7 protein-coding genes are annotated in these 14177 nt (G+C 58.6%); all 7 read left to right on the top strand.

Going from position 1 to position 14177, the window contains the following annotated elements; translation table 11 throughout:
• Positions 1-99 precede the first annotated feature (99 nt).
• A complete protein-coding gene (locus tag H7A51_05840; GenBank protein ID MCP5535743.1) occupies positions 100-2166 on the top strand; it encodes a right-handed parallel beta-helix repeat-containing protein in 2067 nt (688 codons plus the stop codon).
• Positions 2163-2969: a glucose 1-dehydrogenase gene (locus H7A51_05835; GenBank protein MCP5535742.1), complete on the top strand. Its 807-nt coding sequence runs from the start codon at positions 2163-2165 to the stop codon at positions 2967-2969. Before H7A51_05840 ends, H7A51_05835 begins: the two co-directional genes overlap by 4 nt.
• Before the next feature lie 64 nt (positions 2970-3033).
• Entirely contained in the window at positions 3034-3732 is a 699-nt protein-coding gene (locus H7A51_05830; GenBank protein MCP5535741.1) for an SGNH/GDSL hydrolase family protein, read from the top strand.
• Between the two features lie 185 nt (positions 3733-3917).
• On the top strand, positions 3918-6092 hold the full coding sequence (locus H7A51_05825) for a sodium:solute symporter family protein (protein MCP5535740.1): 2175 nt from the start codon (positions 3918-3920) through the stop codon (positions 6090-6092).
• A gap of 32 nt (positions 6093-6124) precedes the next feature.
• Entirely contained in the window at positions 6125-9271 is a 3147-nt protein-coding gene (locus H7A51_05820) for a glycoside hydrolase family 2 (GenBank protein ID MCP5535739.1), read from the top strand.
• A 54-nt stretch (positions 9272-9325) separates the two neighbouring features.
• A complete protein-coding gene (locus H7A51_05815; protein ID MCP5535738.1) occupies positions 9326-11305 on the top strand; it encodes an alpha-galactosidase in 1980 nt (659 codons plus the stop codon).
• A gap of 22 nt (positions 11306-11327) precedes the next feature.
• Complete coding sequence (locus tag H7A51_05810; GenBank protein ID MCP5535737.1) at positions 11328-14090, top strand: right-handed parallel beta-helix repeat-containing protein; 2763 nt, start codon at positions 11328-11330, stop codon at positions 14088-14090.
• The last annotated feature ends 87 nt before the right edge of the window (positions 14091-14177 follow it).

The raw sequence follows: 14177 nt of genomic DNA, 5'->3' as shown, positions 1-14177 counted from the left end.
CAGCATGATAAGCCATTGTCTGTTGTGGAATGAACTTATATCGTGGCCCCCGAGGAAAGTTCCGCGCAATGGTGTGGGCTTAACCATGAAGACAAACATATGATGAAAAAAATAACAGTAGGGTTAGTGATGATGGCTCTTGGCGTGGGGCAACTGTGGGCGCAAAACCAGGCGCGCGATGAAATCCATGTGTCTGTGACGACGGGGGATGATGCCAATTCCGGAACACCTGAAAAGCCTCTCAAGTCGCTGCAGGCGGCCCGTGACAAGGCCCGGGAAATGAAATCGGGGAATGACGCGAAAAAGATCACGGTTTATCTGCACCAGGGGCATTATAACCTCGACCGGACACTGGATCTCGGACCGGAGGACTCCCATGTGAGCTACCGCGCCGTTGATGGTGCGTCACCGGTTGTTAGTGGCGTGCGCCTCATTAAAAACTGGAAACCATTCACGGAAGACCTGCCCGGCGTGCATGCAGACGCCAAGGGAAAACTCTGGGTGGCGGATGTGCCGAAAGGGTGGCGATTCCACTACCTCTTTGTCAATGGCCGGCGTGCGGAACGCTCGAAGTCCAGCCACGCGTTCTGGAGGGAATGGCCCAAGGACCATCAGCCTGGCAAACCTGAGAAACAGGGCCAACTGGTGAGTTTTAACAACAAGGAGCAACTGCGCTTTCTTCCCTCCAACGGAGACGTGGAAATGGTCTGCATCATGGCCCAGTACGGCGTCATGGGCAACGGGGTGGTCACCGACGTGAACTCCGGGGCGGGCACCCTCCGCTGGAACAGCAAGCTGCTCAATCTGGCGGGTTCGCGGAATAACCACGAGCGCGGGTATCGTTTTGAAAACGCCCTCTGCCTGATCGACCGACCGGGCGAGTGGGCGCTGGATTCGGCGCTTGGCCGGGTCTATTACTGGCCGAAGGACGGCGAGGACATGAGCAAGGCAAAGAGCCACGCGCCGAGCTTATATAAACTGGTTCACCTACAAGGCGACGAAACGAAAAACGCCCACGTGACCAACGTCACCTTCGAGGGCATCACCTTCGCCTACACGGATCGCGTGCCGGAGAACCAATGGCCGGACCACTGGCTCTGCCGGCAGTGGGAGAACGTCGATGCCGCACTCTATTTTTCCGGCACGTCGGACTGTGTTGTTAGAAACTGCCGCATCCTCCACACCGGGGCGTATGGCATTACCATCAACCACTACGGCCAGCGAAACCGGATCGAACGCTGCGAAATCGGCTGGACGGGTTCCGGCGGGGTGTTTTTGGAGGGGTATGGCCCCGGCACGTTGGACGTCAGTAAAAACAACACCGTCACCGGAAACTACATCCACGACCACGGACTGGGGAATTACTGGCATGCGCCGAGCGTGCAGATCTATCAGAGTGGCCATAACACGATCAGCTACAACCTGCTTCAACGCTCCGCATACAGCTCCATTTCCATGGTCGGCATGCACCCCAAGTACATGAATATGCCCAGTAGGTTTTTCAAGGGGGTGTACCAGGGGCAGTGGCACGAGTGGAACTTTTTCTGTCTCCGTTCGGAGGATTTTCCGAAGGAGGTCCAGGATGCCATCCGCGCAAAAAAACCGTATTTCAACCGGGAAAACATGAAGCCCTACCTGCACTCGCGCAAGAATGTGGTGGAGTACAACGTCATTTCCGAACCCCAGACCAAACTCAATGAAGGCGGTGCCATCTACGCCTGGTGCATCGGCAAGGACAACCTCTGGCGTAAGAATGTGATTTTCAAATCACGCGCGATGCCCGGCTCGTCCGTGCTGGCCCTGGATGACATCGCCGAATACACAACGGTCAAGGACAACGTCGTCTGGGTCAACGGCAGGATCCTCGAAGTCGTCGGCGCCCGCAGCAGTGAACGCGGCAATGTCATTTCAGGCAATGTCCGGGTGAATTTCAAAAAGGAGCACCAAGCCAGAAGGGGGCACAACAACCTGGGGAAATGGCAGGTCAATGTCGATGGACGCGAGCCGATGGATACCCTGCTTGGCGAAATCACCAGCGAAGTGGGCAAACGCGGCGGCTGGCCCGGCAATCCTGCGATTGGCATCCCCAAACCGGGGGAGGAAATCACCAAATACGGCGAGCAACTCATCCTTCCCAAAGGGGCCAACGTCACCATCGAGGAATGATTCCCACTCAATACATCGACCCCCAACCAACAAATGGATTGAGCATTGAAAATACACCCTTTTCCCTAGCAGGTAAAAGGGCACTCATCACTGGCGGAGGCACCGGACTCGGGTATGGCATCGCAACGGCAATGGTCGGCATGGGCGCGGATGTCGTCTTGTGCAGCCGTGATGAAACCCAGCTGCAAAAAGCCTGCTCGGAACTCGGACACCAAGCGTCATACAGGATTCACGATGTGCTCGATTACCGCCAGGCCGACGCCTTGATCGATGAGCTTGAGGCAGACCGGCCGATCGATATCCTGGTCAACAATGCCGGTGCCCATCTTAAAAAGCCAAGCGAGGATGTCAGCGCGGAGGAGTTCCAGCACATTCTCAACGTGCACCTGGTGGGGGCGCATGCCCTGACCCGGAAAGCCGGGCAAAACATGCTCACCAGGGGGCAGGGGAGCATCATTTACATCGCGTCGATGACATCGCTTTTCGGTATTCCCTACGTCACCGCCTACGCAGCGGCGAAGGCGGGTATGCTGGGGGTGGTGCGCACGTTGGCGTGCGAGTGGGGAGACCGTGGAGTCCGCGTCAACGCCATCGCGCCGGGCTGGATCGACAGCCAGATGATGCGCAAGGCCGTGATGGATGACCCGGAGCGAAAGGCGAAGATTCTCGGGCGCACGCCGCTGAAGGGTTTCGGCCAGCCGGAGGATATCGGTAATGCGGCGGTGTATCTGTGCTCGGATGCCGCCCAATTTGTCACCGGCGTCTGTCTGCCGGTCGACGGTGGTGCCAGTATCGGTTTCTAACATATTGTCATTAGCTTGCGAGGTTCACACGTATCAGAAATCACCCGTCCATTGATAACATACCATGAATAGGAAAACGTTATATCACATGATCGCCTCGTTTTTGTTAGTGCTGTCGGTCCCAGCACAAGCCGCAGAGACGGATAAAAAACTGGGGCTGCATTCCGATGGGGGGACATGGAGGTTTTACCCAGCCAGCAAGGTGGATGATAAGCTGCCCCATGTATTGTTAATCGGTGATTCAATCATGAATGGTTACCGCGGTGCTGTGATCAAGTCGCTGCACGGTCGGGCCAATGTCGATTGCTGGCTGACTCCGGTGCATCTCAAAAGCGAGGGGCTCCACGGGGATTTGCGCAAGGTGGCTGCCTACAGGCGTTATGATGTGATTCATTTTAACATCGGGCTGCATGGTTGGCCTAAAGGGAGAATCCTCGATACGGAGTATACCGGGTTACTGAAAGCTTATCTGGAGGTATTGAAACAGAGCGCTCCCAAGGCCCGCCTGATTTGGTGCACTACCACCCAGGTGCATGAGCAAGGGAAACAGCAGCTCAACAAGGAGATCAACCCCACCATCGTGGCGCGCAACACAATGGCTGCCCAGTTGATGAAACAGGAGCAGGTGAGTATCAATGACCTTTACATCCTGATGAACGACAAGCTGCATCTGGTCCGGGGGGACCGCTTCCACTGGAAAGCCGAGGGTTACACGGTCATGGCTCAACAGGTTGTGAAGCATATCGATATGTCGCTTAAGTAATGAGACGAAAAAGGTGCTGCAATGCGACGCTTCCTCAAATGCACATGGACCGACCGCCCCGAAGCTGTTTTTTCACGCATCTGGTGGTTTGGGACGGCAAAGTAGTGGGATAAGACAAATCTTCATGTCAATATGCCATTCCCATGGCGGTGGTTTTCCGCTAGTTTCCTTCCGCAAACCACATTATGCTCTGGGGACTACATCCATTTGATATCGTTGCTATCGTCGCCTACTTCTCGGTTACCATCTGGATTGGTTACCGCGCGGCGAAAAAAGTGAAGAGTCAGGACGACTACTTCCTGGCGGGGAGAAGCTTCGGCAAGTGGATCCAGACCTTTGCCGCCTTCGGCCAGGGCACCAGTGCGGAGTCGGTGGTGACGACCACGGCGGGCACCGGAAAAAGCGGTGCCGCGGGCGGCTGGCTGATCATGTCCACGGGCGTGTTGTTCATGCCCTTCCTCTGGTTTATCCCGCTGATCCTTCGACGCCTGCGCCTTTTGAACATGGCGGATTTTTTTGTCGATCGCTACCAGTCGAAATCCATGTCCGCGTTCTACGCCGTGACCCAGGCGATTTTCTTTATGCTGGTTGCGGCCATGGGATTCAAGGCCATGTCGGCGACCATCTCCGCCATTGCCGTAAAACCCACGGTGGAACTTACGAGCGAGGAAAAGCTGGAGCATGACCGCGCGGTCCGTTGGATGGAGCTGGAGAAGGCCCCGGCCACAAGCCTGGGCAACGCGGAGGTGGAGGAGCTTGTCAACCTGCGCCTGGAGCAGCCGCGGCGTGAGTTCAGCTACGTCAACCCGAACCTGCTGATGATAGTGGTCGGAATCATGGTGTTGCTCTACGCCGTTGCGGGAGGTCTGGAGGCCGCCTTTGTCACCGACATGATCCAGGGCATCTTCATCGTCATTCTCACGCTGATCCTGATTCCCTTTGCCTGTATCAAGGTGGTGCAACAGACGGGGGTGTCTCCGTTTAAGGCGATGCATACGGAGCTTCCGCAGTCGATGCTGGAGCTGTTCGGCTCGCCCCGGCTCGTCGATCTCACCTGGTATTATCTGCTCGCGTTCACGATTGTGGGCGGCGTGAACCTGATCGGGCAGGCGAACCAAATGACGGCCAGTGCCTCGGCCAAGGACGACCAGACGGCGAGGGTCGGGCTGTTTTCAGGGATCGTCATCAAACGATTCTGCACGGTGATCTGGATATTCATCGGTATGCTGACGGTCATTCTCTACGGCTCGACGATTCAGAACCCCGACTACATCTGGGGGCACACCACGAGGGATCTTCTCGGTGGTTTGGGCATCGGTTTGGTGGGGCTGATGATCGCCTGCCTGATGGCCGCGCTGATGAGTACGGCGGACGCCCTGATGCTCACCACTTCCTCGCTGCTTACTAACAATGTTTACCGTTTGTTCAGACCCGATAAGGAGGACCGGCATTATCTCATGGTGGGGCGGTTTTTCTGTGGGTTTTATATTGTGGGCGGCATTGCCATCGCCATGTATTCGGAGGGGATCATGGCGATGTTCAAGTACATGGTTCTGTTTAATGCCGTGGTGGCGGCGGCGATCTGGATGGGTTTGCTTTGGCGGCGGGCCAATGCCAAGGCGGCATGGTGCTCGATGGTGCTGACCTTCCTGATGATTCTCGTTCTGCCTGTGCTCGTCCCCCTGGTTCCCGGACTCCGCTACAATGAAACACTGCTGATGCAGACCCAACCGATCGTGGCCAGCAGCACCTATGTCGCCACGGAGGGGGATGTGCGCAGAAGGCTGTCCGATATCGAGGAATGGCAGAAAATGCACGCCGTGGGCAAATCCGTCGGCTCCGAGCCCAAGGCGCTGAAGCTCGGCGATACCTTCGAGGATAGTTACGAGATTCCGGCGGAGTCGATCTTCTGGACCAGTCTGGTCAAGGACGGGCAGGGTCGGGTCATGGGCGAGGGTTTCCTCAACGTTGAGCTGTTAGCCCTGCACGGACTCGGGGTGGACCTCAGTGAGAACACGCCGTCGCTGAATAAAACCATCGCCATTTCGCTGAAGATGATCGTGCCATTCGGCGCGATGTTCATTGTCGGTCTCTTAACCAGGCCGCAGGATAAACGGCACCTTGACGTGTTCTACGCGAAGCTCCGCACACCGGTTTCCAGCAACCACGATGAGGATGCCGAGCGGATGCGCCTGACCACGGAGGACCCCAGCCGATACGACGACCGCAAGCTGTTTAAAAACAGCAACTGGGAGCTCCGCAAATGGGATTGGGACGACTGGCGGGGCATCATCTACGCCGCTGCCTCCATCGCTGGTATCATCGGACTACTATGGGGCATGCTCCACATTGGCGCCTGATGGACGGTGTCCAACAGCTGATTTTTACCATCATGACAACAAACAACGACTTTTTTGCCGACCTCACGAGCCAGGACAAGCAGGTGATTACCGAGGGGCTGTACGAGCCGCAGCCGCCTGAGCTCGATCACCACGTGTTGGAGCGGCACGCCTCACCAGTCGCGGCACCGGAGTTCAACACCATCACGGACGAGGCCGGGCTCAAGCAGGCGCTGAAAAGTCTGCGCGAGAAGATGCGCGGCTTTCTCATCAATCACGCGCCATTGTTAGACCCGACACGCAAGGTGCAAGAGCTGGGTGAATTCGATTGGCGCATGGAAACCGCCGCGGACCAATCCGATTTCACCGGGCAGGTCATTCAAGGCGGCGGCGAGTGGGAAAAGGTGACGATCCCGCACTATGGCGGCCCGCAGGGTGTGGCGACCGCATTCTACCGCACGACGGTGGAATTCAGCGCCGCGGACCTTTCCCTGGGAAGTACCTTCATCTGTTTCAAGGGGGTCGATTACAAGGCGCATGTCTATGTCAACGGTGCCTGCGTCGGTAGCCATGAAGGGTTTTTCGCGCCCTTTGAATTCGATATCAGCAAGTGGGCGGTCGAGGGTGGGAACACCATTGTGGTCAGGGTGGACAATGACGCCATTTGCATGTCTAACAAGCCATGGGGCAAGCCGGACTGGGAAGGTGACAAAATCTACGGTGCCACGGGTCCGGGTTGGGATGATTCCAGCGGGGGTTGGTGCCACTGCCCTCCGGGGATGGGGCTCTATCAGGATGTATGTATCGAGCACCGCCCGTCACTTTTTCTCCACGACCTCTACGTGCGACCGATGCCGGACCGGCAGTCGATTGAGATTTGGGTGGAGGTTTACAACACCACCCCGCTTCCCATCAAGGCCGGGATTGCTTATGCCGTGCATGGAAGGAATTTTAAACAAGACGCTGTCCTCGAAGGCCGGTATGTGCCGACGACAAAAAAAATCCCGGGTTTTGGTGATATGGTGAAGCCGGACGACCACAAGGAGATGCGGCTCTTCTGCGGCTCGGGTGTCAATTATTTCAAGATCCGGGAAACGATCCGGGATGCCCGTGTCTGGTCGATGGACGAGCCATGGCTCTATCAGCTTCAGGCGAGCCTCGTCACCGACGATGGTGCCGTTGTTGACACCAAGGAGCAGCATTTCGGCATACGCAGCTTCCGCTCGGACGAGGAGAATGTGCCCAAGGGGCGGATGTTTTTCAATGACGAGGAAATCCGCCTTCGCGGTGCCAACACCATGGGGCACATGCAGCAGTGCGTGATCAACAAGAACTGGGAGCAGTTGATCGATGATGTGCTGCTGGCCAAACTCTGCAACTTGAATTTCTTCCGCATGACGCAACGCCCCGTGCAGCCGGAGATTTACGATCATTTTGACATGCTGGGTATTCTTTCCCAGAGTGATTTCCCGATGTTCGGCTGCCTGCGGCGCAATCAGTTCGACGAGGCGCTGAGACAGGCGCGTGAGATGGAGCGGCTGCTTCGCTCCCACCCCTCGTGCGTGATCATCAGCTACATGAACGAGCCGTTCCCGAACGGCGATTCCAAGCCGCACCGCAACCTCGACTTCGAGGAGCAGCGCGCCTGGTATGCCATGGCGGACACCGTGGTCCGCCAGGCCAACCCGGACCGGGTCATCAAGGCGGTCGATGGTGACTACGACCCCCCGTCACCGGGGATTGCCGACCGCCATTGTTACAATCTTTGGTATGGAAACCACGGTATCGACTTTGGAAAATTCCACCGCGGCTATTGGCAGGTGAGTAAAACCGACTGGTATCACGGCTGTGGTGAGTTCGGTGTGGAGGCGCTGGATTCCGTGGAGGTCATGCGGCAGCATTACCCTGCCGAATGGATGACGGCTCGCGATGCCGAGGGCCACTGGCTCCCCGACCCGATCCCCTACAACCAGACTTACAAGTTCCACCACCTTTGGTATGAAACTCCACGCGGCGGCATTGACGCGTGGGTGGAGAAAAGCCATGCCTTCCAAGGCTATGCCCTGCGTCACATGGTCGAGGCATTCCGGCGTGACAACGACTGCGTGACCTGCGCGGTCCACTTGTTTATCGATGCCTTCCCGTCGGGCTGGATGAAGACGATCATGGACGTGCATCGCAAACCGAAGGCGGGGTACTTTGCGCTGCGGGAAGCACTCGCCCCCCTGGCTGTCAGCCTGCGGACCGACCGCTTTTCCGGCTACGCCGGTGAGAGCATGGCGATTGAGGCATGGCTATCCAATGACGGCCACCACTGTCCGGCGGACTATCGACTGCACTATCAGATTGAGGATGCATCGGGAAATCTCATCGCGTCGGGAGGTGCCGCCGCCAGCATCAAGCCGTGTCGGGCACTCTATCAGGGGGATGTGCAAGTGGAAATACCATCGAGCATTTCCGGGCGTGAAAAACTCTGCGTAACGCTCACCCTGGTGGATGGAAATGGAGGGGCGGTGCATCGCTGCCAGCAAAGTCTGCTCGTCTTTCCCAGGCCCAACTTGGAGAAGCTCAGCGGTTATTGCGGAGGGACGGCGAACCGTGGCGAGGCTGCCAGGGTGCTTAAAAACCTCGGGGCAGCCGTGACGGACACCCTCGCCGCTGCGGATGTCACCGTCATTGATGATATGGCTGTCTATGACGACCAAAGGCAAGACCTGCTGGCGGCTGTGGAAAACGGCGGCCTGCTGGTGCTTTTGTCCCCGCCACCGGGTGTCTATCAGATTGGAAGCGCCGAGCTTGAGATTGTGCCCACGGGAATGTGTGAACGCCATTTTGCCTCACGTGACACTGGCCATCCGATTGTGTCCCAGCTTGGGGAAAACGATCTGCGATTCTGGCATGACGAGGACGCGGGATACATCACCCCGTTTTTCAGAACGTGTATCCTTCCGAACGACGACATGCAGCCGGTCCTCACCTCAGGCACCGGAGGCTCGGGCTTTGGCGGGCCGGACGAATGGACACCCGTGGTGGTGGCTGGCGAGATCAGCCATGGCTCGGGTTGCATTCGGATTTGTCAACTGGATCTCGGAAACCGGATCAACACCAACGGTGCCGCCGGCGTCCTTGCCGCATCCCTGCTGACGCCAAACCCGGTCTCTGAAGCACTAACGGTCGATTCCTTGAACTCGGCAGGGTAAGTATGAAACTCAAACACGGATATATCGACAAACGGGCGGAATAGTTCACCTCATATGACAACGGATCTCTATCACAGTATTTCTAACAACGGCATTACCGCCACGCTGGTTTTTTCGGTTTCCTCTTCGGTGGGAGCAGAAGCGCCCTGGCGGGAAAAGGAGGGGTGCGGTTGGCAATGTGTCTCGGGCGGACTTTTCTGCGAGGTGTCGCTGAGGCGTTCGGGGAATAGTTTCATCTACGGCCTGCAAGTGAGCAACCGGGGGGATGAGCCGATTGACATCCATCAGCTCAAGCTCGGACCCGGGGAAATCACCTGGGATGCGGGACTGACAGCCCCCCATGCCCTTTACTCCCTGCATCCGCGTGTCACCGGGGTGAATGACTACGATCCGGACAAGGTGATCGGTTTGCCACCGCTTGCCGCCTTGCCCGAAAATGAGTGGCACGCGCTGAGTGAGCGCTGCCCCGAGCTGCCGCACATGGAGGTTGTTGTTCTAACGGATGGCTGGGACGCCCCCTCGTTTGTGGAGGGGCCGTTAAGCCAGAATCACGCCCACCAGAGGAAAAAAATCAAGTGGTCGGGCACCAACAGCATCCGGATGGAGAGCGTGCACCGCTTCTTAGGCATTGAATCCCGGAGCCTCGCCCCGGGGGAAACCCTCAGCGAGTCAGGCTTCATCCAATTTCAGCCGGACGGAAACCTCAACAACATCTTGCGGGATTACCTGCGGGAACTCGCCGGCTCGACCGGAACCCGCGGGAAGCTCAACCCGCTCATCAGGGAGCGGTTTTTCTGTACCTGGAACAACTTCGTGTACTGGGAGGCGAACCAGGAGGAGCTGCTTCCCTCAGTGCGCCGGGTCAAGGAGGCTCTGCCCGCGATTCAATGGTATCTTCTCGACGATGGTTACATGCCCTCCAAAGGCTCCACGTCGAAACTCGACCGGAATGCGCAGGGGGAGCGGCTGTATGCGTTGGACCGCGAGCTGCCGTGGTTCCACCATTGCCCGGGAATCTCATTCCTTTTCGACGGTGGCGAAGGGGTGGATTACGACAAGTTTCCCGACGGCCTCGACGGCTTTGCAAAAAAGGTCAAGGATCTCGGCATGCGCCCCGGAATCTGGCTCGGGTTTGAAACCTCCAAATTCTCCCGCGTCGCACTCAAGCACCCGGACTGGTTCATCGACATCGGCCATGAGTCGCACCTGCTCCCCGATCTCTCGGTGCCCGAGGTCCGGCGCCAGCTTGAGCAGGCGTTCAAAACCATTTTCCACGACTGGGGGTACGAGGCGGTGAAAACCGACTTCTCGACCCATCTAACAGACAACCCCGAAATCCGCTACCGGTACTCCGACAAAAGCGGTGCCGAGTGGCGTGAGTGGCTGCACAAGACCCTGCGCAGCTACCTTCCCGAGGACGGGTTCTTGAACCTCGGCTGCTGGCTCGCCATGGGAGCACCCTGGCACGCAGCCTACATCGACAGCTACCGTGACTCGATGGACGCCCGCGACGGCAACTGGCAGACGGTGCTCAACAACGTCCGCTGGAGTATTCTGCCGTCGCTCTGCGGTGGTGCCGGACAACCCATCCCGGATGCCGACTCCGTGAGTGTGTTCAAAGGCATGGAGCAGGCCGCCATGCAGACCTGGGTGAACTACGCCCGGGTGGGGGGGATGCTCGTCGAGGCCGGCGGTGATGTCGTGCGCTGGGATGACGAGGCGTTGCAGTGGATTGACCAGTGCCTGGGCTCGGAGACCTCCGGGGGGCGTGTGTATTTTGCCGACATGGGGTTCTGGTCGCGCGACGGCCTCCCTTGTGCAAGCTACCGTGCGGTCGGGGAAAACAGCCACCTGCTGGGACTTTACAACTGGAGTGATGAGGCGGACTTTGTTTCCCCCGATTGGACGGGTCCCATCGAAGACTGCCGGACCTTCACCTCCCTGGAAACAGGCGAGGTGCTCACCCGTGACGGGCTTTCCCGGTTTGCCCTGCCGGCCAGGGGAAGCGCACTCTTTTTATGTCGACCGGACTAACAACTTTAAACAAGAGACAAAGATGAACATGATCCACTACGGTATCGCGACCGTGCTCGCGACCACACAATTCGCCCTGGGGGTGACGGTGCATGTGGCGCCTGATGGCGACGACTCGAACCCGGGCACCGAAGCCAAGCCGTTCGCCACGCTCGAACGCGCCCGCGACGCGGCCCGGGGGGCAAGAAAATCCACCGTGATTCTCGCCGCGGGCACCTACCGGCGCACCACGACCTTTGAACTCAATGCAAAGGATTCCGGCACCACCTTCCGTGCTGCAGCCGGGGCGGATGTCCGTATTTCCGGCAGCCTGGACGTGCCCCCGCGTGTGGTGAAGCCCGTGACCAACAAGTCGGTCCTCGGGCGACTTTTGCCGGAGGTGAAGGACAAGGTGCTGGAAATCGATCTGCACGGACACGGCATCAAGGACTTCGGTGAGGTTGGGCCGCGCGGATTCCGGCGACCCTATATCCCGGCGCCGCTGGAGCTGATTGTCAACGGGGAACCGCTGGCCCTCGCCCAGTGGCCGAACCCCGGCACCCCCGGTGAACCGATTGGCAAGGTGCTGGACAAGGGCTCCGTGACCCGCAACGGTGAAAAACCCGTGCGTGGCGGCACTTTCATGTTCAAGACAGACCGCCCGGCGCGCTGGACCCACGCCAGGGACATCTGGATCACCGGGCTTTTTCAAAACGGTTACGCGGACAACACCGTGAAGGTGAAGTCCATCGACATCCGGAAGAAGACGCTGACCACCGTCCACCCGCACATGTATGGTTTCGCCTCCGGCAGGTCATGGAACCGCTGGACCGCGCTGAACCTGATCGAGGAAATCGATCTCCCCGGCGAGTTTTGTGCCGACAGGGAGTCCGGTAAACTTTACTTCCTGCCTCCGGTCGGTGTGGATTTGGAACAGGCGGATTTGAAGATCACCATGTTGCAGGAGCCGATGGTGGCCATCGAGGGGGCAAGCAATGTGGTGTTCGAGGGGATTACATTTGAAAACGCGCGCGGCATGGGAATCTACATCGAACGCGGTGCCGACAACCGCATCCAAAACTGCATGCTGCGCAACTTCGGGATGATTGCCGTTTGCATCGGCAAGGGGATCTCGCCGGACCCGGACTATCGCCATGGCTTCACCGGCAAACCGATTTCCCGCGCACTCGGCTCCTGGCATGAGCACATCTACGATAACATCCTCTTCGACCGCGAGGCCGGCACGGGGCACGGGATCGTCAGTTGTGACATCTACAACATCGGCGAGGGCGCGGTCTCGCTCGGCGGCGGCGACCGGAAAACACTGACACCCGCCGGGAACTTCGTGCAGAACTGCGACATCCGCCGCTTCAACCGCTGGGACCGGACGTATCGCGGCGGTGTCAATATCGATGGCGTGGGCAACCGCATCTCCCACTGCGAAATCCACCAGGCGCCCGCGCTTGCGATTTACCTGCACGGCAACGATCACATCATCGAGTACAACGACGTGCACCACGTCATGCTCGAGGGCGACGACATGGGTGCCTTCTACATGGGGCGCGATCCCACCGAGCGTGGCAACGTCTTCCGCTACAACTACTGGCACCACCTGGCGCCGGCGCACATGACGTGGTGTCTCTATTTCGATGATTCCGGCGGCGACTCCAGCCAGGTGATCGGTAATGTGTTTTATCGGGCCGGCAACCGCAGCACGGTGTTCATTCCCGGCGGCAGTGACTTCAAAATAGAGAACAACATCTTCATCAACTGCCGCAGGGCGGTGGAGCCACAGAGGTTCCGGGGCAACCAGTCGGCGATATTCAAAAAACGCGTGGCAGAGGTGGAACACGACAAAGGTGTCTGGGCGGAACGCTACCCCGAGTTTGTCGATTACTGGAAAAAACCGAAGCCACACAACAACTCCGTTAAAAACAACTGGGAAACCACCGATACGGACGCGCGCTTTGTCGATCCCGCCAATGGTGACTTCTCCCTCAAACCCGGCGCCGACACCGGCATCCCGGACTGGAAACCGATCCCGTTTCAAAAAATCGGCCTCTACCTGGGCGACGGGCGTTCCTCGCTGCCATTCGGTACACCGAAGATCCACGCGGCTGATGACGTGTTTTTCGACGCCATGGAGGTGGAGCTGAAGGTGCCCAGGAACGCCGAGGCTGTTGTTTACACCACCGACGGGAGCGAACCCGACGCCAGCTCGAAACGTTACGCCGGACCAGTTAGATTGACCGAGGGCACCACCATCACGGCGCGGGCGCTGGGGGCGGGAAGTCCTCCGAAACTCAGCCCGCCGGTTCGCCGGACGTTCACCAGGGTGGACCCCGCAATGGTTGTGGCGAAGATCAATTTCCAGCCCGCCGGGAAAGCGTCGCCGGACGGATGGGCAGTTGACGACGGAGCTTCCTACGGCAAGCGCGGCGGCCTGTCCTACGGCTGGACCAAGGACAACAAGGCGTCGGCCCGCCGCAGGGGCAAAATGGATGACGACCTGAGGGACACCCTGGTGCATTTCACCGCCGGGGTTTCCTGGCAGTTGTCGGTGCCTGACGGGCGCTACCGCGTGATCGTTTGCTCCGGTGATTCCGAGTTCCATTCGGACAAGGCGGTGCTGGCGGTCGAGGGTGTCAGGGTTCTCGACCACAGGAAACTTGCCGCCCGACAGTTTGACGTCTCCGTGACGGAGGTCGAGGTGAAGGACGGGCAGCTCAGCCTGAGCTCCGACGACAGCCCGGCGGGCCCGGGGCTAACAAGAGTCAATTTTCTCATTGTCGAGCGTATGCCCTGATTAGTTGCGACGCATTGGAGCTGATACCCCGCCGTGTGCGGCGGGGTTGTTTGCCACACCTGCGACCGTAAGGTGCTCGGCTTTGGG

The organism is Akkermansiaceae bacterium (genome assembly GCA_024233115.1).
GTDB lineage: Bacteria > Verrucomicrobiota > Verrucomicrobiia > Verrucomicrobiales > Akkermansiaceae > Oceaniferula.
Note: the sequence above shows the minus strand (reverse complement) of the source record. Positions and strands in the feature narration are given on the sequence as shown.

What these genes read in the sequence shown, in the direction of transcription:
- H7A51_05840 (MCP5535743.1), top strand. Translation starts at nt 100, where the DNA reads ATGATGAAAAAAATAACAGTAGGGTTAGTGATGATGGCTCTTGGCGTG.
- H7A51_05835 (MCP5535742.1), top strand. Translation starts at nt 2,163, where the DNA reads ATGATTCCCACTCAATACATCGACCCCCAACCAACAAATGGATTGAGC.
- H7A51_05830 (MCP5535741.1), top strand. Translation starts at nt 3,034, where the DNA reads ATGAATAGGAAAACGTTATATCACATGATCGCCTCGTTTTTGTTAGTG.
- H7A51_05825 (MCP5535740.1), top strand. Translation starts at nt 3,918, where the DNA reads ATGCTCTGGGGACTACATCCATTTGATATCGTTGCTATCGTCGCCTAC.
- H7A51_05820 (MCP5535739.1), top strand. Translation starts at nt 6,125, where the DNA reads ATGACAACAAACAACGACTTTTTTGCCGACCTCACGAGCCAGGACAAG.
- H7A51_05815 (MCP5535738.1), top strand. Translation starts at nt 9,326, where the DNA reads ATGACAACGGATCTCTATCACAGTATTTCTAACAACGGCATTACCGCC.
- H7A51_05810 (MCP5535737.1), top strand. Translation starts at nt 11,328, where the DNA reads ATGAACATGATCCACTACGGTATCGCGACCGTGCTCGCGACCACACAA.